The sequence below is a fragment of the Mycobacterium sp. SMC-17 genome (assembly GCF_045310915.1).
GTDB lineage: Bacteria > Actinomycetota > Actinomycetes > Mycobacteriales > Mycobacteriaceae > Mycobacterium.
This window is the reverse complement of record NZ_JBJIAK010000034.1, coordinates 32,855-57,726: the sequence shown is the minus strand read 5'-3', so window position 1 is coordinate 57,726 and position 24,872 is coordinate 32,855. Positions and strand designations below refer to the sequence as shown.

Annotated in this window: 22 protein-coding genes, 1 tRNA gene and 1 pseudogene; 10 read left to right on the top strand and 14 right to left on the bottom strand. The window is 66.6% G+C overall.

The genetic code is table 11. The features are described 5' to 3' along the window. Positions 1–25: 25 nt before the first annotated feature. Complete coding sequence (locus ACJH7A_RS20465) at positions 26–718, top strand: YceI family protein (protein ID WP_318986044.1); 693 nt, start codon at positions 26–28, stop codon at positions 716–718. On the opposite strand, the gene mbtN is transcribed toward ACJH7A_RS20465, so the two are convergent. The 6 genes from mbtN to crcB (ACJH7A_RS20435) are packed head-to-tail and all read right to left on the bottom strand — an operon-like array spanning position 708 to position 5,604. Next, positions 708–1,877, bottom strand: a complete 1,170-nt coding sequence (gene mbtN, locus ACJH7A_RS20460; RefSeq protein WP_406802616.1) for a mycobactin biosynthesis acyl-ACP dehydrogenase MbtN — start codon at positions 1,875–1,877, stop codon at positions 708–710. The genes ACJH7A_RS20465 and mbtN overlap by 11 nt on opposite strands. Beyond that, positions 1,874–3,451 (bottom strand): long-chain-fatty acid--ACP ligase MbtM, encoded by a 1,578-nt coding sequence (gene mbtM, locus ACJH7A_RS20455; RefSeq protein ID WP_318986046.1) that lies wholly within the window; start codon positions 3,449–3,451, stop codon positions 1,874–1,876. Before mbtM ends, mbtN begins: the two co-directional genes overlap by 4 nt. After that, positions 3,448–3,708, bottom strand: coding sequence for an acyl carrier protein (locus ACJH7A_RS20450; protein WP_406802615.1), 261 nt, complete (start codon positions 3,706–3,708; stop codon positions 3,448–3,450). Before ACJH7A_RS20450 ends, mbtM begins: the two co-directional genes overlap by 4 nt. A gap of 47 nt (positions 3,709–3,755) precedes the next feature. Next, positions 3,756–4,847: a DUF190 domain-containing protein gene (locus ACJH7A_RS20445; protein ID WP_406802614.1), complete on the bottom strand. Its 1,092-nt coding sequence runs from the start codon at positions 4,845–4,847 to the stop codon at positions 3,756–3,758. After that, positions 4,844–5,209: a fluoride efflux transporter CrcB gene (gene crcB, locus ACJH7A_RS20440; protein WP_318986048.1), complete on the bottom strand. Its 366-nt coding sequence runs from the start codon at positions 5,207–5,209 to the stop codon at positions 4,844–4,846. Before crcB (ACJH7A_RS20440) ends, ACJH7A_RS20445 begins: the two co-directional genes overlap by 4 nt. Next, positions 5,206–5,604, bottom strand: coding sequence for a fluoride efflux transporter CrcB (gene crcB, locus ACJH7A_RS20435; RefSeq protein WP_226518952.1), 399 nt, complete (start codon positions 5,602–5,604; stop codon positions 5,206–5,208). Before crcB (ACJH7A_RS20435) ends, crcB (ACJH7A_RS20440) begins: the two co-directional genes overlap by 4 nt. A gap of 70 nt (positions 5,605–5,674) precedes the next feature. Between crcB (ACJH7A_RS20435) and pgm the strand changes: the two genes are divergently transcribed. The 6 genes and pseudogenes from pgm to ACJH7A_RS20405 all read left to right on the top strand — a co-directional run bounded on the left by pgm (position 5,675) and on the right by ACJH7A_RS20405 (position 11,990). Continuing rightward, positions 5,675–7,309: a phosphoglucomutase (alpha-D-glucose-1,6-bisphosphate-dependent) gene (pgm, locus tag ACJH7A_RS20430; protein ID WP_318986049.1), complete on the top strand. Its 1,635-nt coding sequence runs from the start codon at positions 5,675–5,677 to the stop codon at positions 7,307–7,309. Next, positions 7,306–8,564 (top strand): annotated as a pseudogene (locus tag ACJH7A_RS20425) (MFS transporter); the annotation flags it as partial. The gene pgm and the pseudogene ACJH7A_RS20425, both read left to right, overlap by 4 nt. A gap of 60 nt (positions 8,565–8,624) precedes the next feature. Continuing rightward, positions 8,625–8,697, top strand: a tRNA-Ala gene (locus ACJH7A_RS20420). Between the two features lie 123 nt (positions 8,698–8,820). After that, on the top strand, positions 8,821–9,276 hold the full coding sequence (gene cynS, locus ACJH7A_RS20415; protein WP_318986051.1) for a cyanase: 456 nt from the start codon (positions 8,821–8,823) through the stop codon (positions 9,274–9,276). Between the two features lie 82 nt (positions 9,277–9,358). Then, a complete protein-coding gene (locus ACJH7A_RS20410; RefSeq protein WP_318986052.1) occupies positions 9,359–10,234 on the top strand; it encodes an alpha/beta hydrolase in 876 nt (291 codons plus the stop codon). A 70-nt stretch (positions 10,235–10,304) separates the two neighbouring features. Beyond that, entirely contained in the window at positions 10,305–11,990 is a 1,686-nt protein-coding gene (locus tag ACJH7A_RS20405; protein ID WP_406774202.1) for a patatin-like phospholipase family protein, read from the top strand. Here ACJH7A_RS20405 and ACJH7A_RS20400 read toward each other — a convergent pair. Both ACJH7A_RS20400 and ACJH7A_RS20395 read right to left on the bottom strand, forming a co-directional pair. Continuing rightward, positions 11,932–12,663 (bottom strand): DUF998 domain-containing protein, encoded by a 732-nt coding sequence (locus tag ACJH7A_RS20400; protein ID WP_346416823.1) that lies wholly within the window; start codon positions 12,661–12,663, stop codon positions 11,932–11,934. The genes ACJH7A_RS20405 and ACJH7A_RS20400 overlap by 59 nt on opposite strands. Before the next feature lie 65 nt (positions 12,664–12,728). Then, the gene (locus ACJH7A_RS20395) at positions 12,729–13,427 is read right to left on the bottom strand and encodes a lycopene cyclase domain-containing protein (protein ID WP_346416822.1); all 699 of its coding nucleotides are present in this window, start codon (positions 13,425–13,427) and stop codon (positions 12,729–12,731) included. Between the two features lie 131 nt (positions 13,428–13,558). Between ACJH7A_RS20395 and ACJH7A_RS20390 the strand changes: the two genes are divergently transcribed. Next, complete coding sequence (locus ACJH7A_RS20390) at positions 13,559–13,861, top strand: DUF4333 domain-containing protein (RefSeq protein ID WP_406802613.1); 303 nt, start codon at positions 13,559–13,561, stop codon at positions 13,859–13,861. Between the two features lie 58 nt (positions 13,862–13,919). Here ACJH7A_RS20390 and ACJH7A_RS20385 read toward each other — a convergent pair whose 3' ends face one another. Both ACJH7A_RS20385 and ACJH7A_RS20380 read right to left on the bottom strand, forming a co-directional pair. Further along, the gene (locus ACJH7A_RS20385) at positions 13,920–14,654 is read right to left on the bottom strand and encodes a TetR/AcrR family transcriptional regulator C-terminal domain-containing protein (RefSeq protein ID WP_318986057.1); all 735 of its coding nucleotides are present in this window, start codon (positions 14,652–14,654) and stop codon (positions 13,920–13,922) included. A 40-nt stretch (positions 14,655–14,694) separates the two neighbouring features. Beyond that, on the bottom strand, positions 14,695–15,348 hold the full coding sequence (locus ACJH7A_RS20380; protein ID WP_318986179.1) for a TetR/AcrR family transcriptional regulator: 654 nt from the start codon (positions 15,346–15,348) through the stop codon (positions 14,695–14,697). 164 nt (positions 15,349–15,512) lie between these two features. On the opposite strand from ACJH7A_RS20380, the gene ACJH7A_RS20375 reads away from it, so the two are divergent. After that, positions 15,513–16,103 carry a helix-turn-helix domain-containing protein gene (locus ACJH7A_RS20375; RefSeq protein WP_318986058.1) on the top strand — a complete coding sequence of 197 codons (591 nt, stop codon included), beginning with the start codon at positions 15,513–15,515 and terminating at the stop codon, positions 16,101–16,103. Between the two features lie 13 nt (positions 16,104–16,116). Here the strand turns inward: ACJH7A_RS20375 and ACJH7A_RS20370 are convergent, their stop codons facing one another. From ACJH7A_RS20370 to ACJH7A_RS20360, 3 genes are all read right to left on the bottom strand, one after another. Continuing rightward, entirely contained in the window at positions 16,117–17,592 is a 1,476-nt protein-coding gene (locus tag ACJH7A_RS20370; protein WP_346416820.1) for a mechanosensitive ion channel family protein, read from the bottom strand. 3 nt (positions 17,593–17,595) lie between these two features. Beyond that, the gene (locus ACJH7A_RS20365) at positions 17,596–19,794 is read right to left on the bottom strand and encodes an adenylate/guanylate cyclase domain-containing protein (protein WP_406802612.1); all 2,199 of its coding nucleotides are present in this window, start codon (positions 19,792–19,794) and stop codon (positions 17,596–17,598) included. 126 nt (positions 19,795–19,920) lie between these two features. Then, a complete protein-coding gene (locus ACJH7A_RS20360) occupies positions 19,921–20,505 on the bottom strand; it encodes a TetR/AcrR family transcriptional regulator (RefSeq protein ID WP_318986061.1) in 585 nt (194 codons plus the stop codon). Between the two features lie 124 nt (positions 20,506–20,629). Here ACJH7A_RS20360 and ACJH7A_RS20355 point away from each other — a divergent pair, with 124 nt between their 5' ends. Next, positions 20,630–22,393: an acyl-CoA dehydrogenase gene (locus ACJH7A_RS20355; protein ID WP_406802621.1), complete on the top strand. Its 1,764-nt coding sequence runs from the start codon at positions 20,630–20,632 to the stop codon at positions 22,391–22,393. Between the two features lie 68 nt (positions 22,394–22,461). Here ACJH7A_RS20355 and ACJH7A_RS20350 read toward each other — a convergent pair whose 3' ends face one another. Continuing rightward, positions 22,462–24,747: an alkaline phosphatase family protein gene (locus ACJH7A_RS20350; protein WP_406802611.1), complete on the bottom strand. Its 2,286-nt coding sequence runs from the start codon at positions 24,745–24,747 to the stop codon at positions 22,462–22,464. Between the last annotated feature and the right edge of the window lie 125 nt (positions 24,748–24,872).

Sequence of the window (24,872 nt, the reverse complement as noted above, 5' to 3'; positions counted from 1 at the left end):
CGAACCCGCCCTGTATATAGAGGGAGTGGCAAAAAGGCTTCTGCTGTTGCTGGCAGTGCTCGCCGTTGTGGGGGTGTGCGCGGGACCGTGGTTCTACCGAACCCAGATGGAAGGCGCACCGGCGCCGGCCCTGAGCCTGCCGTCCACGCACCGTCCGGCCAGCACGAACCTCGACGGTAAATGGATCGTGGCCGCGGGCCCCGACGACGAGGCCAACCGTTCCCAGGCGGGTTACCGCGCCCGGCAACAACTGCTGTGGGAAACCGTGACCGTGACCGGACGGACCAACTCGGTCAGGGGTGACGCCACGGTTACCGGTGGCACGCTGCAGGCGGCGAGCTTCGTCGTCGACGTGGCAACCATGCAGTCGCCGCACCGCGGCCGCGACGACAGGTTCCGCGGCACCGACGTGATGGATGCCGCCAAGTTCCCGACGGCCAAACTCGCGGTCCTCGATCCGGTCGATCTGTCGTCGGTCTCCGGCGACGGCATGCCCACGACAATGGAGGTTTCGGCGCAGCTGACGCTCAAGGGCGTCGCCCGCCAGGTCGCGGTACGGCTGGATGTGCAGCGGTCGGGCAACGGGGTTGTGGCCGTGGGCCAAATCCCCGTCACCTTCGCCGACTATGGCATCGTCCCGCCGGCGCCACCGGTGGGACTGCTCGCCGTCGATCCCATCGTCACCATCGAGTTCCTGGTGAATCTGGTCAAGCGATGAACGGTGACGACGTCACCGCGTCGTATCCCTCGTAGTCGGGCCGCATTCCCGCCGCCACGAGCTCCCAGAGCACCTCGTCGGTGCCGCCGCCGACCCGGGCGAGCTTCATGTCGCGCCACCACCGGCCCAACGGTGTCTCGTCCACCAGATATCCGGCCCCGCCGAAGATGTGCATGCATTCGTCGACGACCTCGACACCGAGCCTCGCCGCGGTGACCTTGATGGCCGCGGCCGCACGCAGATCCATGCGCCCCTGCGCGGCCAGGCCCGCCAGGCCGTAGCGCAGCAGATCGACCCGCGCGTGCAGGTCGGCCAGTCGCATCCGCAATGCTTGATGCTCGTACAAGGTATGGCCGAACTGGCGCCGTTTCATCATGCGGGCCAACGTGATTCCGATGATCCTGCGGCAGTTGGCCTCGATCTGACCGGCGACGGAAAGCCGCTCCTGCGCCAGTCCCCAGGAGATGGCGGCCAGGCCGGTACCCGCCCGCGCCACCAAAGCGTCGGCCGGCACCCAGGTGTCGATGTGGACCGCCGCGGTATCGAGGGGCCCGGCGCCCACCTTGCGATAGGGCGTGCGTACCTCGACCTGCGCCGTCGGCACGGAGATCACGACGACGCTGCCGTGGCGGCTCTCCGGATCATGGTCGACGCTCCGGGCGACCACCATGATGTGATCGGCGATGGGCGACAGCGACACGAACTTCTTGGTGCCGCGGACCTCGAAACCGCCACGCGCGGAGACGACTTCGGTCTCGACGATCTGCAGATCGGAACCTCCGAACTCTTCCGACGCGCCGATGCACAATACGGCATCGCCCCGGATGGCCTGCTCGGTGATATCGCGCAGATAGTCGGACTTGCCGAACCTGCGCAGGATGGCGATGGCCGAGTCGTGCAGGCTCACCCCGACGCCGATTCCCGCGGATCCGAGCTTGCCCAACTCCCCGGCGAGGGCGAACACTTTTGCCACGTCCGGATGTTGGCTATCGCCCCACTTGGCGGCGAAAACCTCTGACCGGCCCAGGTATTCGATGAGCTTGCGCGGAAAGCGGTCGGTTTCTTCGGCTTCCGCGGTCCAGTCGCGGACCCGGTCGTCGAAGACCTCGCCCAGCAGTTCGCGATAGGCCTCGATGGTGCACGACTCGACCGTGGTCATGATCCCACCGTTTCCAGGGTGCGTCGGACCTCGAGGCGACGGAGTTTCCCCGACGAGGTTCGCGGCAGGGCGCCCGGTTTGAGGAACACCACGTCTGCCGGCACGATGCCGCACTCGGAGGCGACCAGGGACACCACTTGGCTGCGGGCGGTCGACTCGTCGTCGCCCTTGAACTCCGCGGCGATCACCAAACCCTGTCGGGCGCCGGAGCCTTCGGTGCCCACCGCCACGACGGCGCCCTCGCGCACGCCGTCGGCGCGGGCGGCCACCTGCTCGACCTCGGTGGGGAAGATGTTGCGTCCGGCCACGGTGATGAGTTCTTTGCGCCGGCCGCACACCACCAGGCCGTCGGCGGTGAAGTAGCCGAGATCGCCCGTGGCGAACCATTCTTCGCGATCGATGCGGTCCTGTCCGAGATAGCCCGCCATCATCGAGGTGCCGCGCACCTGTACTTCGCCCACTTCGCGTCCGGTGAGCTCGTGGGGCACGTCGGTGGGGGCAATGCGGACTTCCATGCCGTCGATGGGCCGGCCGAGCACCGCGTACCTGCGCACCGCGGTGTCGCCGTCGATCGACACGGTGACATCGTCGCACCGCAGTCCGCCACCCGGGGCGGGAACGGTTACCGCACAGGTTGATTCGGCGAGCCCGTACGACGGGCACAGGGCGTTCGCGTCGAAGCCGAACTTGGCCATCTCGGTCGCGAACCGATCGGTGCCGTAGCAGTCGACGGGTTCGCCGCCGTTGAGAGCGAATCTCAGTGCGCCCAGGTCGACATCGGTGACCAGGCGGGCGTACTTGCCGAGCAGCCCGAACGCCATGTTGGGCGCCGCGGTCATGGTTGCCTTGCTCTCGGTCAACCACTTGAGCCAGTTGAACGGCGACGCGGAGAACGCGGTGGTCGGCGCCTGCCACAGCTCGCCGCCGCCGAGTGTCATGGTGAGCATGAACGCCAGGCCCATGTCGTGGTAGATCGGCAGCCACGAATGTCCACGATCGGCGTCGGTGACATTGATCCGCGCGACCAGTCCACGCAGGTTCGCCAACGCCGCGTCCGCGGGGATCTGCGCCGTGCGGGGCGTGCCGGTCGATCCCGCCGTGCCCTGCAGGATGCCGAAGTCGGCGGTGCGAGAAGGTACGAAGGTTGTCGAACGACGTTCGTGGGCAACGGCATTGACGTCGTGCAGTTCCACATCGGTGGCGCCCGTGCGCAACAGGTCGAGATGCTTGCCGTGGCTCAGCACTGTGCCGATGCCGATACCGGCGAACCTGTTCAGGGTGGTGGCGGCCCAGGTGGCCGTGTCGGCGCCGCGTACCGGCCCGGGCAGGATGGACACTGCGGCGCCGGCGAAGATCGCGCCGTAGATGGCTGCCAGGAATTCCGCCGTGGGCTCGCCGACCAGCCCGATGCGGCTTTGTCCGTCGATGTGTGCGGCGACGTTCTCGGCCCGGGCGTGCACCTCCTGCCAGGGATGCCGTTGCCAGTCACCGGTTTTCGGATCGAGCGTCACCAGGTCGCGCGTGGACCGCGTCATCACCGCGGACAGGGCGGAGGCGAGGCTGGAGGCGCTCATGAGCGTTGGGCGGTAGGGAGTTTCGCGGCGATCGCGTCTTCGAGGTCGCCGACGGTTTCGCTGCTGAGCAGGTCTTCCTCGGACAGTGCGACGCCGAAGCGGTCTTCGATTGCGACCATGCCCACGGCGAATGCCACCGAGTCCAAACCGACATCGTTGATGAGCCGTGATTCGCGGGTGACGCGTTTGATGTCCACGCCCATGTCGTCCCGCATGATCTTGGCCAAGCCACTGCTTACCGATTCAGTTGTCTCCATGTCGAGGGACCGTAGTCGACTGAAGGTGTTTAGGCTAGGCTTACCTTCTAAGTGAGGAAGTGGCCCAGACTGGTACCGCCGTCCCGGTTTCCGTTGTCGATGGAGACCAACGCCGGCACGCGTTCGCAGGTGACCACTCCGTGCTCGGCGGTCACTTCATCGATGAGATCGAAAGCGGTAGAGATGTTTTCCGGAGTATCGACCACGATGGTCGTGACGGGAACCTGACGGCCGAGCTGAAACAATCTGTCGCCATGCGGCTTGCGTCGGTCATGGAAGCCCCAGATACCGCGCAGGACGGTGACGCCGCGGCTGGCCTCGATGCCGCGCAGGCGGCGCACGATCTCGCGGTGCACCGGCTCGCCGCCGTGCAGCGTGTCCTCGGTGGTGTACACCATGAGCTTCTGCCACAGCGGAGTTCCGGCGGCGTCGTACGCCGGAAGCGCACCCGGGCGGGCCAGTAGCGCCCCCGCCTGCTTGCAGAGCTCGGCCCGCTCGACCGTCACCAACGGGTCGGGCAGCAGCCGCTCCAGCTCCGGCAGGACCGCGGCGGCGCGGTCGCCGTCGCCGACCGCGATGATCATGACAAGAACGTCCAGGTTGCGGTTCAGGAAGCGGGCGCGCTCACGGCGGCCACGGACCGTGCCGTCGACTCCGAGAAAGACCGAGGCGCAGGCGAATCCGTTCCGGTGGAGCAGGTCGCACACCGCGATGTGGGCCGGCCGGCCAGCGATCCGGTGCTGGCGGCCGACATAGACGGTGAGCTTGGTGTGGTGGGGCGAGCGAAGCGACGGGAATGAGCTCGCGCCGGACTTTGCGGTGGTGAGCAGGCGAGCGCGTTCGAGCGTGACCAGTCCGCGCGTCGTCAGTTCCGCTGTTTGCTCGGCCAGTGCGGCGATCTTGTCGGCGGTGTCCACCGCGGCGATGGCGACCGGCAGGTCCTCGGACTGACTCAAGGTCTGGTCGGTGCGCAGCTGGTGCCGCGGCCCGAATCCCGCGATGCCGCGCAGCACCACGCTGGTGGCGACGTTCTCGGCGGCGTACAGGTCGAGCAGCTCCTCGGCCAGGAACCGGCCGGAAATACGTTGCCGCTCACCGAAATACGTCGTGAGTTTCAGGTAGTCCGCAGCTTCGCTCACAGCAGGCCACCCATCCAGATTCCCAGCGCCGCGGCGGCCAGGCCCAGCACCACGCTCGCCACGATGTTGGCCAGGGCGAACCAGACCTGTCGCTCCTCGCCGAGGCGCTGGGTTTCCAGCATCCACGTCGAGAACGTCGTGTAGGCGCCGACGAACGCGGTGCCGGCCAGCAGTGCGACATTGGGACTCAACGCCAGGCCACCGAAGAAGCCGAGCAGCCAGGCGCCACTGAGGTTCACCACGAAGGTGCCGAACGGGAAACTGCTGCTCTTGCGTTTCGACACCGCGCGGTCCACGAGGAACCGCGACACGGCTCCCACGCCACCGATCAGCGCGACGCCCAGCCAGATGACCGCCGTCATGCCCGCACCCGAACCCGTCGCACCAGGACCGTGGCCAGGTACACCGCGGCCAGTCCGGCGACGATGCTGGCCACCGTGTAGCCCGCGGCCAGTCCGTAGGCGCCGTGCTGGAGCATCCGCACCGTCTCGACCTGCATGGTGCTGAATGTGGTCAGGCCACCGCACACGCCCGTGCCGAGCAGGGGGCGCTGGTAACTCGACACCGGCAACCGCTCCAGCAGCCGGGTGGTGAAGTAGCCGAGCAGGAAAGCGCCGACGATGTTGACGACGAACGTCGGCCAGGGCCAGTGCGCGGGATGGGGTGCAGCGAAGACGGCGAGTGCGGCGCGCGCGACGGTGCCGATGGCGCCCCCGACGAAGACGGCGGCCAATTCTCGGTTGTCGTGGCCGAACATAGGGCAAAAGTATGGTGGCCGAACGCCGACCGGTGCACACCGGGGGAGAAGCGGTAGCAGAATCGAGGCCATGACGGCCAACCCGCGCGCCGGCCAACCGGCCCAGCCAGATGACCTGATCGACGTGGCCCACGTGGTCACCGCCTACTACACCGTGGCGCCCGATCCTGAGAACGTCGACCAGCAGGTGGTCTTCGGTACGTCGGGCCACCGCGGTTCGAGCCTGGACGCGGCGTTCAACGAGCCGCACATCCTGGCCACCACACAGGCGATCGTCGAGTATCGCGCCGCGCAGGGCATCACCGGACCGTTGTTCATCGGACGTGACACGCACGCCCTGTCCGAGCCGGCCTGGGTCACGGCGCTCGAGGTGCTGGCCGGCAACGAGGTCGTCGCGATGATCGACGCGGCCGACCGCTACACGCCGACGCCGGCGGTCAGTCACGCGATCCTGACCTTCAACCGCGGCCGTGAAGGCGACCTCGCCGACGGCATCGTCGTCACCCCGTCGCACAACCCGCCGCGCGACGGTGGCTTCAAATACAACCCGCCCAACGGCGGTCCGGCAGACACCGATGCCACGAGTGTGATTGCCAAGCGCGCCAACGAGATTCTGCGCGACGGGCTGCGCGACGTGAAGCGGATACCGCTGGCCCGTGCGCTGGGCTCCACGGAGCGGCACGACTACCTCAATGCCTATGTCGAGGACCTGCCGAATGTGGTCGACCTGCACGCCATTCGCACCGAGGGCGTGCGCATCGGCGCGGACCCGCTCGGTGGCGCGAGCGTCGACTACTGGGCTGCCATCGCCGAGCGGCATCAGTTGGACCTCACGGTCGTGAACCCTCTGGTCGACGCGACGTGGCGGTTCATGACGCTCGACACCGACGGCAAGATCCGGATGGACTGCAGCTCGCCGAACGCCATGGCGTCACTGATCGCGAATCGGGACCGCTACCAGATCGCCACCGGCAACGACGCGGACTCCGACCGGCACGGCATCGTCACGCCCGACGGGGGCCTGCTCAACCCGAACCACTATCTCGCCGTGGCCATCGACTACCTCTACACGCATCGAGCGGGGTGGCCGGGTTCCACCGCGGTCGGCAAGACCGCGGTCAGCTCGTCGATCATCGACCGGGTGGTCGCCGGACTGGGGCGAAAGCTCGTGGAGGTGCCGGTCGGCTTCAAGTGGTTCGTCGACGGATTGCTCAGCGGCACAATCGGATTCGGCGGCGAGGAGAGTGCCGGGGCGTCGTTCCTGCGCACGGACGGGACCGTCTGGACCACCGACAAGGACGGCATCATCCTGGCGCTGCTGGCCTCGGAGATCCTGGCGGTCACCGGTAAGTCGCCGTCGCAGCGCTACGCCGAGCTGACGGAAAAGTACGGTGCTCCGACCTACGCTCGCATCGACGCGCCGGCCAGCCGCGAACAGAAGGCCCGCTTGGCGAAGCTGTCGGCCGAGCAGGTCACCGCGACCGAGTTGGCGGGCGAGCCGATCGTCGCCAAGCTGACCACTGCGCCGGGCAACGGCGCGCCGCTGGGCGGGCTCAAGGTGACCACCGAGAACGCCTGGTTCGCCGCGCGGCCCTCGGGGACCGAGGACGTCTACAAGATCTACGCCGAGTCGTTCAAGGGTCCGGAGCATCTGGCGCAGGTTCAGGCCGCGGCGCGGGAAGTGGTGAATACAGTCATAGCGTGAGCGCTGTCACGGAGGGCGACTGTCCGACCCCGACCCGACTGCCGGCCGAGATCTGGGTGCTGGCCGGCGCCAACATCGTCATCGCACTCGGCTACGGCGTGGTGGCCCCGGTACTGCCGGCGTACGCCCGCAATTTCGGTGTCAGTATCAGCGCGGCGACCTTCGTCATCACCGCGTTCGCCGCGATGCGGCTGATCTTCGCGCCGCCCAGCGGCCTGTTGGTGCAGAAGCTCGGTGAGCGGCGCGTCTATCTCACCGGCCTGCTGATCGTCGCGTTGTCGACGCTGGCCTGCGCGTTTGCGGAGACCTACTGGCAGCTGTTGGTGTTCCGATCCCTCGGTGGTGCGGGCTCGGCGATGTTCACGGTGTCGTCGCTGGCGCTGATGATCCGGCTGTCGCCGTTCGACGCCCGTGGCCGGGTGGCCGGGTTGTTCTCGAGCGCATTCATGATCGGTGGCGTGGCCGGGCCGGTGGTCGGCAGCCTGACTGCGGGGCTGGGTCTGTCCGTACCGTTCGCCATCTACGGCATGGCGCTGGTGGTCGCCGCGGTCGTCGTGTTCGTCAGCCTGCGGAACTCGACGCTGGCCGCTCGCGACGAGGAGGTGATCGGGCCGACGGTGTCGGTGCGAACCGTGCTGCGTAACCGTGCCTATCAGGCCGCCCTGCTGTCGAACCTGGCGGCCGGATGGGCGGCGCTGGGCCTGCGGGTGGCGCTGGTGCCGCTGTTCGTCGTCGATGTGCTGCACCGCAGCGCGGGCATGGCCGGCCTGGTGCTGGCGATGTTCGCGATCGGCAACGTCTGTGCCGTGATTCCCAGCGGGCACTTGTCCGACCGGGTGGGCCGCCGCAAATTGATGATCGTCGGCTTGACGGTGTCGGCCGCCTCGACGGCGCTGCTCGGCTGGACCACGTCGCTGCCGGTGTTCCTCGTGATCGCGTTCGTGACGGGTGCGGCGAGTGGCGTCTTCGTCTCGCCACAGCAGGCGGCTGTCGCGGACATCATCGGCAACCGGGCGCGCGGCGGCACCGCCGTGGCGACCTTTCAGATGATGTCGGACCTCGGCACGATCGTCGGCTCCCTGGCCGCCGGACAGATCGCCCAGCACGTGTCGTTCACCGCCGCCTTCGGCGTCGGCGGGGTGATCCTGCTGGCGGCTGCGGTGTGTTGGTCGCTGGCCCCGGAAACGCGTCATTCCGGTGACGAAGAGGAGACCCCGATCTGTCCACTGGGCCACGAGCCGGTGGAAGGGTCCCTCTGACCAGCCGTTTTGTCGACCGTGGTGCCAGTGGTGTAGCTTCATCAGGCACCACTTAAGGGGCTATGGCGCAGCTGGTAGCGCACCACACTGGCAGTGTGGGGGTCAGGGGTTCGAGTCCCCTTAGCTCCACAAGTAAAACCCGTTCTGACTTCGGTCAGGGCGGGTTTTCTCGTTTCCGGAGGCGGGCATTGCTGGTGCGGCAGCGCCGAACTCGTAATTCCTCAGTAACACCGGTCCACGAAGCTGTACCGCATGACACGAGATCAAGTAACCGAAGCGATCGTCGCCGCGCGCCTGGCGAAAGGCCTGACGTGGCAACAGTTGGCGGATGCGGTCGAGCGTCCGCTGGTGTGGACGATCGCGGCACTGCTCGGCCAGCACCCGGTGCCGGCCGAACTGGGCGCCAAGGTCGTGGCACTGCTCGGTCTCGACGAGTCCGTCGTTCCCGTGCTGGCCGCCGTTCCGATGCGCGGCGGGTTGCCGACCGCGGTGCCCACCGACCCGACCATCTACCGGCTCTACGAAGCGCTCTCGGTGTACGGTCCAGCGCTCAAGGAGGTCATCCACGAGCAGTTCGGTGACGGCATCATGAGCGCCATCAACTTCAGCCTCGACCTGCAACGCAAGCCCCACCCGGGCGGTGACCGCGTGGTGATCACGTTCGACGGGAAGTTCCTGCCCTATGAGTGGAACGCGGCGACGAACTGATCGCTGCGGACCGCGTCAGCGTCCCGATCGAAGAATCCGCCACCTCTCGATCATCGAACTTACCGCGCGGTAAGATGCGCGCATGACTCAGCGCAGCATGCCGACCGTCGATGGCGTGACCCATGAATACGTGCAGGCCGGCGACGTGAAGATTCACGTCGCCGTGGCCGGGCCGGAGGCGGGGCGCCCGGTCGTCCTGCTGCACGGTTGGCCGGAGAACTGGTTCATGTGGCACAAGGTCATCCCGGCGCTGGCCGATGCCGGCTACCGGGTGCACGCCATGGACCTGCGCGGCGCCGGCTGGAGCGAGGTCACGCCGAAGGGCTACGAGAAGGAGCAGTTCGCCTCCGACGTGCTCGCCGCGGCGACGGCGCTGGGGCTGGACACCTTCGACCTGGTGGGTCATGACTGGGGCGGCTGGACCGCGCAGCTGGTGGCGTTGAAGGCGCCGACGCGCGTCACGCGGCTGGCGATCCTGAACATCCCGCCGGTGTGGCAGGAGCCGGGCCGGGTCGCACGGCATGCCCACAAACTCGCGTACCAACTTGTCGTGGGCGCTCCGGTGGTCGGGCCGCTGTCGCACCTGTCGCCGACGCTGTGGTGGTTCATCCGCCGCAGTGGCATGCCCCAGGAGTCGGTGGACTTCTTCCGCAGCTGCTTCCGTGATCGGGACCGTCGTGTCGCGGGCTCCAAGATCTACCGCGCCATGGTCGGCAAGGAGTTCGCGAAACTGGCGCGTGGTCCCTACGACGATCAGAAGCTCGCGATGCCGGTGCGGGTGCTGTTCGGTCTCGACGATGTGGCGGTGCATCCGTCGCTGCTGGAGGGCTTCAAGGACCACGCCGACGATCTGAACATCACCGAGGTGCCCAACTGCGGTCACTTCATCATCGACGAGCAGCCCGATCTGGTGATCAAGTGGCTCTCGGACGTGCTGGCCGAGTCGCGGCAGAGTTGACGTTGTCGGGCAGTTCTGGCAATCCGACCCAACCGCCGCGGCCGGATGCCCGGTGGCGAACAATGATCTGATGGTGAATCCCGAGCTCGTACCGTTCGGCGACGTGTCCACCGAGCTGGCGGTGATAGAAGCCGCGGAACCCCCTGGCCTTCCGGGCAGCAATCCGACTCTCGCACTGCAGCACATGGAAGCCGCGCTGGTTCGGGCCGACCTCGAATGCCCCGACGTGCTCAGCCCCGAGCAGTTCCGGCGCCTGCGCTACCTCTTGAGCTTCGCGCGGTTGACGGTGTTCGAACCGGGTGCCGCCGGGCCGGGCGGCACCCGCGGCCGTGGCGATGTGACGGTCGGTGACGAGATCGCCGGCTTCCGTGCCCGGGTGATTGACGCGCTCTACCACGCACTGCGCGGGCGAACCACCGCACAGGAACGGCTGGATGCCGCGAAGGCGATCCTCGAGACTTTCGCCGAAGACGTCGACTACGAGCGGTCGGTGCTGCTGGAGCGTCACGGCAATGACTTCTCCGCGGCCGAACTCGACGCCGAACTCGGTTACAAGACCTACGTCGCGGTGCTGGGCGGCGGGGGCGGCGCCGGCTACGTCTACCTCGGCGGCATGCAGCGCATGCTCGCGGCGGGGCTGCCGCCCGCGTACATGTTGACCAACTCGTTCGGCGCCATCGTCGGCAGCGTCATGGCGCGCGTGCTGCCGGTGCCCATCGAGGACTACGTCGCCTGGGCGAAGACCGTCACCTACCGCGGCGTCCTGGCCCCGGCCCGGACCCGTCGTCGCCACGGACTCAACGGACTGTTCTCGTTGCAGTTCAACGAGTTCGCCAAGGAGATGTTCACGCGCGAGGACGGTGAACCGATGCGGATGACCGATCTCTCGATCCCGTACGAGACCGTCGTCGCCGGGGTCCGGAAGCAGTCTTTCGACCGGCTGCCCGGCCAGTTCCATCCGTCGCATTTCACGATGATGGGGGTGCGCGCGCTCGAGCACCTCAAGCTTGGCTACGCGCCCGGCGTCGTCAACCGGCTGTGGCAGGTCGCTGCGTTCATCGATTCGCGCGTCGTCAAGCCGATCGTGCTCGGCGGCGACGATCTGACGGCCGACTTCAATGTCGTTGACGCCGCGAGCTTTTCGTCGGCGATCCCGGGGATTCTGCATCATGAGTCGAGTGATCCGCGGATGTGGGGCCTGCTCGATCAGCTGCTCGTGGAGAAGGATGTCGCCGCATTGGTCGACGGGGGAGCGGCGAGTAACGTCCCGATCGAGCTGGCGTGGAAGCGAATTCAGGACGGTCGGCTCGGCACCCGCAACGCGTGCTACATCGGCTGGGACTGCTTCCACCCGCAATGGAACCCGAGACACCTTTGGCTGCAACCGATCACCCAGGCGCTGCAGTTGCAGATGGTCCGCAACGCGCCGTTCGCCGACCGCGTCATCCGGTTCAGTCCCACGCTGTCTCCCGTCACGTTGGCCGCCGCGCCGGAAGCCATCGATCGCGCGATCGAGTGGGGCAACGCCTCGGTGGAGAGTTCGGTGCCGTTCGTGCAGCGGCTCACCGAACCGGTGTGGTGGCAGGGAAATCAGCCGCCGCAGGTCGATCGGACGCCGATTCGCGTCTCCGCACCGCTGCAGCCGATGACCACGATTCTGGACGGTGCCCGGCGCGCGGCCGAGTACGTACCACGGGTCACTCGGGTACGGCGCCGGGTTGCGGCCGTGGGGGACCGCATCCGTCGATCACAGTGACGCCGTCACGTGCCGCGCGGATTACCAGAGCAGCCAGCCACGCAGATATGACGCCGATCTGTAGCCGCTCCACCAGCCCGGCCCAGGCCGTCGAGGACGTCAGGCACATGGCGACGTCGACACCGCCGAGGAGGGCAGCCGCGGCTGCAGCAGAGAGTCCGGCGGCGCCGAGCCTGCCGTAGCCCGGGTGACGTGTCAGCACTGCCCCGTAGAGGCCGATGGCACAGACGAGTGCGGTGAACCCGATGAGGCTGGAAGCGGTATGGGGTTGGACGACCTGCGTGGTGTGAATCGCTTCTTCCTTTGCGCGGCAGCTCATGTCGATCGATGGCGCGCACGGCATGGGCCACAGGCCATCGGCCATCGACGAGATTCCGGCGACCATCGCGCACAGATGCGCGACCGACGCCTGCGTTGTCGGCGGCCAACGCATCAGCAGATTGGCAACGGCGATCAAGCCGACTCCGGCCACGACGTCACTCACCCGGAAGAACGAACGCGCCGGTTGGCCTGCGACGGCCAGCTCGCTGACGTACGAGCGCAGGGGGCTGAGCTGGGAGTTGACCAGCCACTCCACTGGGAAGTCGCAGTAAGCCAAGACGCCCACGAGCGCGGTGAGCGCGACGACGAACGACAGCGACGCGCGGCGATCTTGGATCATCTCGGCATTCATGTCTGGCTGATACCCACTTCTGCCGGTGCCCACCGCAAACGCGAGCCCGCGGCGCCGTCGTGCCGTCACGCCGATGGGTCGACCGTCGCCCACACGACGTACTCGGCGACGCTGGACCACATCAGGCCGAAGACGAAGCCGAACGACAACTCCTCGACAGGTACGCCCGCGATGACGGCCCCGGACAGTGCCGGCAGATTCCAGACGCTGTCGATGTAGCCGGGAAATGCGATGTTGAACAGCGCGAAGAAGACGAAGTAGAGGCCGAAGAACAGCAAACCGCACGTCAACATCCGGGCGATCAGATCCGGCCGGCAGGCCGCGCTGACTGCCACGCCCGCGCTCAGCGCCGCGATGGTCGTGATGATCGGGTTGAGGCTCGTCAGGAGGGTGAGCAGGACGAGCACCGGTATCGGGACCGCGATGGCGACGGCGTGGAGGAGCTGACGAGGCCCACGCGGTGCGGCTGCGCTGCGGCGCAGCTGTCGGTTCGTACGCAAGGCGCCGTACACCGCGGTGGCGATTCCCCCGATGGCGAACGAGAACAACACGCTCTCGATATCGAAACCCGTCTTGAGATTCAGGTCGAAAAGCGTTGGTGGGTGCCAGTATTCGGGAACGTAGAGCGGTTCGGTGAGTCCCAGCAGCGCGGTTGCCGCGCTGACCCGCAGCATCAGCATGCGGCGCAGCCGGCTCGAACGCCACCACAGCGCCAGCCAGATGAGGAGGAACGCCAAGCTTCCGGCCAGATATGCAAACCTCATCGTCGCGATTACCTCGGCAGGTGAAAGGGCAACTGTCGTGATACCCGCTGACCGCGCGGCTAATCGCCCGCGGCCGGACGCTGCGGCCGTTTTCCAACGCGTTTCCAACTGCCTGCCACTACGTTCCCGTCATGACCCGATCCACCGGCTTCATCGGCACGACCGTCATCGTCGGGGTGCTCACGCTGCAGTTGGGCGCGTGTACCTCGACCATCAAACCGGAAGGCGCCGCGCAGTCGGTGACCGATATGGTGACCAGCAAGACCGGATTCCACCCGACCGATGTCAAGTGCCCGTCGGGCATCGACGCCAAGGTCGGCGGCGAATTCGACTGCACCTTCACGGGACCGGACGGGCCATATAAGGCGCACCTGAAGATCACCAGCGTCGATGGCGAGAAGGTCGGCTTCGACATCAGGACGAACCGGAGCTAGATCCCACGCGAGCGGTGTTCTCCGTGCGGCAGCATCGGCCGGCGTGGTGTCCGCTGGCTCACGGGCGCACCGGTCTGCGCACTCGTGCCGGCTTCGTGTTGACCGTGATCAGGCGCTCAGCATGGTCGAGAATGCACTCGAGACCGAAGTCGAAATTCGCCTCGTCCAGAGTGTGGAGTTGCTGACCGTCCTGAAGCGCCTGCGCGAGCAGTGGTGTGGTAGCGGGATCGGCATGGAGAGTGTCGCGGCGCCCACCTCGCCCCTCGTTGAGCGCCGCCTTGTCCCGAAGTCGTTGCAGCACAACCGATCCGCGCACGTGGACTGATACCGCCGCATAGACATCCAACGCGGCCTCCGGCGTCAGCCCGGCTTCGACCAAGCTGGAGATGGCTTGCTCGACGGCTTGTAGGCCCAAGCGATCGGCGTGTTGGGCATGTGGGGAGCGAATGAGGATCAGGTCGCACATGACTGTGTTGTCCAGGAACAGTTGTCGCATCGTGCGGGCGTGGCTGCGTAGTGCAGACCGCCAGTTTTCGCCAACGGCATAGGGCGTGGAAAGCGCATACCGCTGTACGGCGAGGTTGGTCATGGCGTCCAGCAGGTCGTCTTTCTTGCGGAAGTACCAGTAGATGCTCGTGACACCGACGTCGAGATGCTTTCCCAGCATCGGCATGCTGAGATGGTCGATCGAAACCCGTTCGGCGAGTTCGAATGCACCGCTGACGATGTCGTCGGGATTGATGGAACCGCGTTCGCGCCGCCGGCGCTTATCTGCTGCCGCCACTTTTGTCACTGCGGGCAACCTCCTCTCGGAAATCGGTATCCAATTCTCATCACGGCGCGACGAAGCCGTTGGCCAAGAAATCCCAGAGTTCCTCGGTGGTGATGGGATCCGTGTCTGAGTCGCCGGTGATTCCGGTGGGTTCGGCGACGGACATCACCGTCTGCATGGTTATGACTGCCATCCGTGCCGGGTTGACGTTTGAGCGCAATTCCCCAGCCGCACTGGCATTTTCCATCAATTCGGTAAGCAATGACAGTAGCGGCGCATGGGCAATTTTCACCTCAGCTGGGTGAGTGGCCATGAGAAGTGGAGCGAAGTCGGTGAACAGCGGTCGCCCGGGTGCCGGGCCGGGACGACACAATTCGAGCAGTAGCGCGATGGCGTTCTTGAGCTGCTTCAGTGGGTCGATCTCGGCGTCGATCGCGGACCGGATCTGGTCGGCCAGGCGGGCCAGCGCATCTTCGAACAGCGCCAGCAGTAGTTCATGCTTGCCATCGAACTGCAGGTAGAAGCTGCGCAGCGACTGGCCGGAGCGGTCGACGACCTCCTGGACCGTGAAATCCGTGCTGCCCTTCTCGGCGATGATCGACTGAGCGGCGTCCATGAATCGTTGTACTCGTTGGGCTGCCCGTAGTTTCGCCGTCTTGAGGGAGCGCTCGACCGCGCGTTGTTTCCAGATCGGATCGTCTGTCGGGCCGGTCACCACACGCCCATGTCATCGGCGGAAAACACTCATGAACTGTACCCGAGGGCAGGCTGGTGGCCGCTTGTGCCGAGCACATGCTTAGCATCGTGGCGTCGCCACGCTTCCGTGGTGTGCATCGAGATCGACGCGGCGCGCCGCGACCGAGATTGGACGGTGACGCTATGGCATCGGAACGCAGGATCGCTGGTCCCGAGTCCAAGAACCGCGGCGCCCTGCTCGATGCTGCTGAGGCGCTGATGCTCGAGGAGGGTTACGCCGCGGTGACCTCGCGGCGGCTGGCTGAAAGAGCTGGACTGAAGCCGCAGCTGGTCCACTACTACTTCCGCACCATGGACGATCTGTTCTTGGCTGCTATCCGGCGCAAGACCGAGCTCGGATTGGCCGCGCAGGCGCATATCCTGCTGGCGCCGAACCCGTTGCGGGCGTTGTGGAATTACCTCATCGACAACCGTGAGTCTCGACTGCTCACAGAGTACGTCGCACTCGCCAATCATCGTAAAGCGCTGCAATCTGAGGTCGCGGGCGCGGCGCAGCAGATTCTGGACGCGCAGGTCGAGACCATCAGGTCCGTCCTCGTGCGGCATGGCATCGCCGCCGAGGACCTATCGCCGGCGGTAGCGACGTTCTTGATCGTCGGGACGTCGCAACTGCTGTCCATGCATGCGTCGCTTGGGGTGTCAGGCGGTCGTGACGACATCATCGAGTTCTTCGAGCGACACATCAGCAAGCTCGACGGGATGGCTGAAACGTGATGCCTGTGATGAGCTAAGGGGTATCCAACGCCTTGGCTCCACCGGCAGTGCCGAGCTGTGCTGCCGCATCTCGAATCACCTTGGCGCGGTCCGTTTTCCCCGCTGACTTGATGGTGGCCCTGGCCTCGCTGCGGCGTTCGTCGATGACGCGACCGAACTCCCGCGACAGCTGCGGGCGGTCGGCCAGCAGGCGCTGGATTTCGTCGTGTTCGATCTGCAGCAGGGTGACCTCGTCGATGGCGTGGACGTAAGCGAGGTTCGCCTGGTGGGTGAAGGCGGCAACGCCGAGGAGAGCCCCCTTGTCGAGGGTACGCACGCCGGCGACTGAACCGTCGGCCGTCGGCACGGTCAATCGGACCCGCCCGGACACCACCACCGTGATGGTTTTCGGGACCTCGCCGGGTGCCTGGATGAGCTCGCCGGTGCCGTACCGGATCAGGCGCGCATACGGCGCGAGAGCCTGCTGGTCGGCTTTGTTCAGCCGGAGCGCGGGTGCCGCCGCCTCCTCGAGCGCCTCGTCGACACGTTTGGGGGTGGAGTAGTCGTCGGCCACACCGTCGAGATGCAGCTTGTCGCGCCGAGCCGCATACCAGGCCCAGCGTAGGAAGGTGGCCTGCACGGCGTCGTCGTCCCCGGGCGATTTCAGCCCGATGGTGGTGCGGTACTTGTGATCGCCGATCGGCACGGCGGTGGGCTCGACGTCGTCGCCGCGGTTGGGTAGGGCGGCCGCGATCCGGGTGAGCATCGCGCACACCTGGTCGGGTGGGTCGGTGGCGGCGAATGTCGTCGTGATGGTGGTGTGCGAGGTGGCCAGCCGGCTCAGGTTGGTGAAGGACGTGCCGGCCAGCACCGAGTTGGGCGTGATCTGTACGCCGGTGCTGGACTCGATGTGGACGGCGCGCCAGTTGACTTCGACGACGCGGCCACGCGCGGCGGCGGTGTCCAGCCAGTCGCCCATCCGGAACGGCTGCTCGAACAGCATGAACAACCCGGACACGATCTGCCCGACGGAGTGCTGCAGCATGAGGCCCAGGACCACGGAGCTGACACCGACCGCGGTGAAGACGCCCTTGACGTTGCTGCCCCAGATGTACCGGGAGATCACCGCCAAGCCCAGGATGATGAGCACCATCCGCGCGACGTCGAGGAAGATGCGGGGGATGCGGCTGCGCCACGAGGTCTCCGGGGCGTTCGCGAACATCGTGTTGCTCAAGCCGGACAGCACCAGCAGCAGCACCAGGAACACCAGGACGGTCGCCACGATGCGGATGGGAACGTCGCGGGCGGGGACGACCGCCACCTTGAGCATCAGCAGCAGGACGGCGATCACGGGGAGCACATACGTGCGCAGGAGCCCGACGGGCGCGGCGAGCGGGCTGCGCCGGCGGATCAGGGCGCGCCGCCACTCGGTCAGGACGATCAGGCCGACAGGTAGCCCGATGGCGATCGCCGCGACCCACAGGAACCATGACGAACCGGAGGAGTACACGGCCTACCGCCGCCCCGCCAGCCGCCAGATGGGCTCTTCGACATCGTCGACGATGTGCTGCCCGGCGGGCGTGAACCGGTGGGTGTCGTGCACGGCGTCGTACACCCGCCCGGTGATGTAGATCCCGGGCTCGGCGCCGCCGGCCTGAATCTGATAGGCCAAATCGACTGCGCTGCCCCACATGTCGTACATCATGGTGGCGCCGCCCACCAGGCCGCTGGTGACGGTGCCGGTGTCGATGCCGGCCCGGAAACCGAGCTGCAGATTGTCCTCGTCGTTGAGACGGGCGACGATGCGCTGCAACTCGATGGCGAAGTTGACGATGCGCTCGACGTTGTCCAGCCGGGGCACGTTCAAACCGCAGCTCGCCGTGTAGCCGTTGCGCAGGATGCGCACCGGTTCGACTCCGCTGCGTTCGGCGGCGTCGTCGAACTGGCGCACCAATTCGTTGACCACCGTGAGGAATTCGTCGGCCGGTAGCGCGCTGGAGAGGGCGTCGAGACCGTCGATGTCGGCGAAGAGCACCGCGACGTCCTGATGGTTCTCGCTGATCGTCTCCTCGCCGCTGCGATAGCGCTCGATGACCGATTCGGGCATCAGCGAGCGCAGCAGCTGGGCGTTCTCGCGGCGTTCGCGGCGCAGCAGGTCGTCCTTGATCCCGAGCAGCCGGCTCATGTCGTTGAATGTCTTGGTCAGATCCCCGAATTCGTCGCGCGTCCGCACCGGGATCATCGCGTCGTAGTCGCCCCGGCTGACCTTCTGGGCGCCGGCCTCGAGCCGTCGGATGGGCCGGACGAACAGCTGCGCGAGTGCCATGGCGGCCAGGCAGTCCAGGATGACGATCGCGGTCACCGCCACGCCCATGGTTCTGGTGAAGACGCGTTCGGGCGCAAAGGCTTCCGCGGTATCGATCTTCGCGACGATCGACCAGTTGACGTCGGGGCCGACGGTCACGGGTGCATACGACTGCAGCGTTTCCTGACCGAGGTAGTCGGTGGCGATCAGCACCCCCGACTGGCCGCGCTGCGCGGCACGGGTGGCGGGGCCGCCGACGGGCTGTATCAGCGTGGTACCGCCGAGCCGGACGGCGCGCTCAGCCAACTCGGCGGGTGTCCCGGCCGCGACGACATCGTGTTGATAGGTCTGCCGATTCTCCTCGAAGAGGCGGGAATTCGACCGCATGAGATCGTCGGTGCCGGCGAGGTAGGTCTCGCCGGTCGAGCCCAGACCGTTCGCCTGCCACTTGCCGTTGAATGTCATCAGCGCGTTCAGCCCGGAGATCGGGAATTGCAGCGCCACGACTCCCACCGTGCGGCCGCCCGTCACGACCGGCGCGGCCATCCAGGCGATCGGGTGGTCGGCGGCCGGGTGATAGGTCTGGTAGTCGGTGACGGCGACGTACCCGACGCGGTCGGCGCCCATGGCTTTGGCGTAGGCCTCGTGCAGGTTGCCCTGCTGGTATGGACCGGACAGCACGTTCGTGCCGAGGTCCGCACGCTTCTTGGCCGAGTACACGACGTTGCCGGTGGCGTCGATCAACAGGGCGTCGCCGTAGCCGAACAGCCGCACGATCTCCTGGAAGAACGGGTTGTAGCGGGCCGAGGCGGCGCCCCAGGCGGTGGGGTCGGGCGGCGGCGGTGGGCCGTTGGGCCGTGCCGCGGCGACGGTGTACCGCGCCTGCAGGTACTTGGCCGCGTTGGACGACGGCAACAGCACGTCGAGGTTCAGCTTGGCCCCCGTCGCCCGTTCGACGGGGTCGATCAGTTCCTGGTTGTAGTAGTCGACGATCGCCTGCTGCTCGGCGGGATCGATTGTGGCATTGGCCAATTCGTTGAACCCGGTGCTGAAGGCCTGCACGGCTTCGGCCATCGCCGGCCCGCCGGTATAGATGAGCAGGGCGTTCTTCAGGTTGGTGACCTGCGCGGCGAACTGCCGGGACTGCGTCTCACGGACCTGCGTCAGCCGATCGAAAGCGGCGTTGCGCAACGAGGCCTGTCCGGTCTGGTACCCGATGAAACCCACGATGGCGGCCGAGACGATGCTCGCGCCCAGCAGCATCGTGATGAGCTTCGACTGGATGCTGAATCTGCCGCGCACCCGGCGCAACCGGACCTCGGTCGTTGGCGCGTCGCCCGTGATGGACGGGCTGTCGTCGGCCGCCGTCGCGACCTGTTCGCGATCCTCCGGTGGAGGGTTGACCATCGGGCCTCCTGTCGTCGGCAGCAAGTACATCACGACCGCCGACGGTTCACTGGCCGGTTATGGCAGGTAGAGCCCGAAAAATCGGGGGCGCGACGGAGCCGCCGAAGGAACTTCCGCAGAGTGCGGTCAGCGCACCAGGCGGGCGGCGACCTGGGCGTAGATCTCGCCCAATTTGTGGGGATCGCGGTGCGTCCGCGAGGGGAACCAGCGGCACACGTCGACGCACAGCGACGAGATGGCCATCACGACGTCGTCGAGGTTGTCGACGTGGAATTCACCTGTCGCCATGCCGGATTCGATGATGTTGGCGATCACGGCGGTGACCTGGTGCCGCAGCGGGGCGATGGTGCGGTAGTGGGCCGGGGTCAGACCGTGGAGCTCGTACTGCACGACCCTGGCCTGCTTGCTGTTCTCCGCATGCCAGGTGGCGAAGGCCGCGACGACCGTGTGGAAGCGTTCCGCGCTCGGCGCGCCGGCATCGTCGGTGGCCCGCAGCGTCGCCAGCAGGCTGCCGTGCCCTTCCAGGGCGATGGCGTAGAGCAGTTCTTCCTTCGACCGGTAATGCGGGTACATGGCCGTCGCGCTCATGTTGAGGCGTTTGGCGATCTGACGGGTCGAGGTGCCGCCGTAGCCGGATTCCGCGAACGCCTCGATGGCCGCCCGCCGGATGCGCTCGGCGGCGGCCGAGTCGGTGGTCCGGTCGGTCTTCATGTGCTGGTGATCGTACACACAGTTGACATAGACCCGGCCGATAGGCGATATTAGCAATCGCTTAGGAAATGAGCGACTGCTAATGTCTGGCTGCATTGGAAGGTAGAACCCAGTGACTGATTTCATGTCTCGGCGCGACCTGGACTTCTTGCTGTACGAGTGGCTTGACGTCGTCGAGCTCACCAAGCACGAGCACTTCGCGGAGCACTCGCGGGACACCTTCGATGCCGTCCTCGATCTGAGCGCCGACATCGCGACCAAGCGCTTCGCGCCGCACAACAAGAAGGCCGACCACAACCCGCCGTTCGTGGACGAGACCGGCAAGGTCGTGCTGATCGACGAGATCAAGCAGGCGCTGGACGACTTCAACGGCGCGGGCCTGATGGCCAGCTCGTTCGACGAGCGTGTCGGCGGCATGCAGTTGCCCAACGTCGTCGCGCAGTCGTCGGCCGCGTTCTTCCGTGCCGCGAACCCCGCCACCTTCTCGTACGCGTTCCTCACCGTCGGCAACGCCAACCTGCTGACCGAGTACGGCACCGAAGAGCAGATCGACACCTGGGTCCGCCCGATGCTCGAGGGCCGCTACTTCGGCACCATGTGCCTCTCCGAGCCCGACGCCGGCTCGTCGCTCGCCGACATCAGCACCAAGGCCACCAAGGCCGCCGACGGCACCTACCGGGTCACCGGCACCAAGATGTGGATCACCGGCGGTGACCACGAGCTGTCCGAGAACATCGTGCACCTGGTCCTGGCCAAGGTCCCGGGCGGCGGCCCCGGCGTGAAGGGCATCTCGCTTTTCATCGTGCCGAAGTACCTGACCGACGGCACCCGCAACGACGTCGCGCTCGTCAGCCTCAACCACAAGATGGGCAACCACGGCACCACCAACGCCCTGCTGAACTTCGGTGACGGCAGCCACCAGCCCACCGACGAGCCCGGCGCCGTCGGCTACCTCGTGGGCGATGAGCACCGCGGCCTGGCCTACATGTTCCACATGATGAACGAGGCCCGCGTGGCCGTCGGCTCCATGGCCACCGCCATCGGCTACGCCGGATACCTCACGTCGCTGGAGTACGCCAAGGTGCGCACCCAGGGCCGTCCGGTCGGCGACAAGGATCCGTCGCGCGCGCAGGTCGCGATCATCGAGCACGCCGACGTCAAGCGCATGCTGCTGGCCCAGAAGTCTTACGTGGAAGGCGCTTTGGCGCTCGGCCTGTACTGCGCCCGGCTGGTCGACCAGATCAAGATCTTCACCGGCGCCGAACGCGACGAGGCCGAGCTGATGCTCGAGGTCCTCACCCCGATCGCCAAGAGCTGGCCGTCGCAGTGGTGCCTGGAAGCCAACAACCTCGGCATCCAGATTCACGGCGGCTACGGCTACACCACCGAGTACGACGTCGAGCAGCAGTACCGCGACAACCGCCTCAACGCCATTCACGAAGGCACGCATGGCATTCACGGCATCGACCTGCTCGGCCGCAAGGTCGTCATGCAGGGCGGCGCCGGCCTGAAGCTGCTGCAGCGCCGGATCGGGGAGACCGTCCAGACCGCACTGCAGTCGGAGGCGACGGCCGGCTACGCGCGGGAGCTGCAGGCGCAGACCGACCGGCTCGCCGAGGTCACCGCGACGCTGTGGGCCGCAGGCGATCCCGAGACCACCCTGGCCAACTCGACCGCATACCTGGAAGCTGCGGGCCACATCGTGATGGCCTGGATCTGGCTGGAGCAGCTGGTTGCCGCCGGCGGCAACACCGGCAACTTCTACGACGGGAAACGTGCTGCCGCGCAGTACTTCTTCCGTTACGAGCTGCCGAAGGTGACGACCCAGCTGGACCTGCTGGCCAGCCTGGACCGCACCACCGTCGAAGCGCAGGTCGACTGGTTCTGATCCACCGACCCAGCCGGAAGTAGACGTCGGGCCCGAGGTTTTCCTCGGGCCCGACTGTCGTTTCTGGGTTACGGCATGACCGGCGGCGTGCCCCAGAAGTCGTTGAGCGGCACGGCGTAGGCATCGTTGTTGGTCAACGGCGCCAATTGCAGTGAATCCTCGATGGTGCGCAGCAGGCTGTAGTGGTTGGCGTAGGTGGTGCTGGTGAAGTTACCCGAACGCATCCCGGCGTTGACGGCTCCCTGTGACGGAATCACCACGGTGACAACACGATTGCCGCCGTTGCCGAAACCGAGCGACAGGTTGTCGCTGTCTTCGTCGAATGTGACGACGATGGCCGACCGCTGTGTCGGGTCGTTCCAGACGGCCGAATTCAGAATGGTCGGGATGGTCTGCTGAGCGAACTGATCGGCCGCCTTGACGTTGTACTGGTGGTTGGTGAGCAGCGCCCCGATGTAGTTGAGGACGCCCTGGACGGAGTCGATGGGACCTTCGCCGTTGTTGGCTTCATTGGCCGCGAACCAGGCGAAGTTGGGCGTCGTGGCCGACGATGAGAGGTCGGTCGCCAGCTGGGTCAATGGATGGAGATGCGCGGTGGCGCGGGCCTGATTGTTGTAGATGTCGCTGTACGCCAGGAACGGCAACTGGTCGGGCGCATAGTCGCTTGTCGACACGTAGGGCCCGGCGGCGGACATGCCCTGCGCGTACCCGGCCCAGGTCTTGCCCGCCGATTCGATTCGGTCGGCGAGGTTGGTGGCATCGATGCAGTTGGTCGCGCAGTTGTAGCTGAGGCCGAAGTCGGAGCCGCCGAGGATCGGGTAGTAGTTCGGGTCGCTCGGATGCGTCAGCGCGTAGTAGTCGGTCGCGACGCCGTAAGTGTCGATCAGGCTGTTGAGATACGGCGCGTTGGCGCTGCCGACGATGTCCTTGTAGCCCTTGTTCTCCAGGTAGACCATGAAGATGTGGTCGAGCGCGCCGACCGTCGACTTCGGCGGGGTGGGCGGCGACGGTGCAGGCAGCGACGCCCCGACGGTGAACGAGAGATCGTCGGCGAACGCGTTGTTGTAGCCGCCGGTCAGCGGGTTCAAGTCTTTCAGGGTGACGACAACTTGCGCGGTGCGGGTGCCGGCCGGGACGGTGCCTTCGGTGCTGCGCTCGAGCAGTCCGGTCTGGAACCAACGTTCGAAGGGGCCGACGGGCGCCACTTTGCCGACCCCCAGTTGCGTCCCGGTGGCGTCGAGGAACGTGACCTTGATCGACGCGGCCGAAGGATCGATCATGGCGCCGCCCAGGAAGCCGCTCAGCTTGAACGGTGTCGTGCCGGTATCGATGCCCGCGACGGCGCCACTGAGATCGACTGTCTGGGTCAGCGTGGAGGTCGCGACATTGCCGCCTCCGAAGAACTGCGTGTCGCCCGGGGTCGGCCGATCACTGGGGAAGTTGAAGATGGCCGGGAGTGTCGGCCCCGGCGTCGGCAGACCCAACGGGAGCTGGCGCTTGGTGCCATAGGGCGGCGTGCCGGTGACGGTCCAGCCGGGGATGGACACCGTGCTGCCGCCGGACAGCGAAGGATCACCGAACTCGGCACCGGGGTTGGTCAGCAGGTTCGGGCTCGTCACGTTCCAGGCGGAGACCACATGGGGTGGAAGGAGATTCGTCTCGATCTGCCTGCGCACCCAGGCCAATACCGTCCACAGGGCGGGCGAATTGGCGGGTACGTTCGACGGCAGCGTCGATACCAGCGGCCGCAGCACCACGCCGATGAGTTGCTTTGCGGCGGTGACGATCTGGTTGATCGTGTTGGGTACGGAAGGGGCCGACACGGTGGGCGTGACGACCGCCGCCGGCGGTGCGGCGGCGGTATGGGCCACCGATGCCGTCGCGGGCACGGCCGAGGTCGCGGCGACCGCTGGTGTGGGGGAGTGGTTGACCGTCGCAGTGGGCCGCGGCTGATCGGTTTTCGTTGTGGCGCTGACGGATTCGCCGGTGGTCGAGGCCGGCGCGGCCTTGGTGGCGCGGTCTGCGTGGCGGGTGGAATTCGCGTCGCGGTGCTTGCCGGCCGTCTCGGTGTTCTTGCTGTCAGCGCCCTTGTTCTTCGGCTGCCGCTTGGGCTTGTGGGGTGAGGGCACCGATCCGTCTGGCGTCGAGGCCGGCGTCGTGTCGGCCCGTGCCGCCGTCTCTGAGGTGGGCGTGTGGGGTGCCGGCTTGCCTGGGGTTGCTGCTTGTGTCGCGTGCGAGGTGTCCGTCGCCGACGGCTCGGCGTAGGCGATCGCCTGCCCCGTCGTCAGCGATACGCCGACCCCCAGAAAAACTGCCAGGGCGCCGACCCGGCCGATGTACCGTGAGCAACCCATGGTCGTTCCCTCCGCCCGCGCACTGATGGCTGTCAGCGGTAACGGTAGAAAGAATTGACGCCAGAGTTAGCATTTCTGCCTGGGATACAGCTGGGAGTATCCGTAGAGTTTCCGGGGATTTGGTG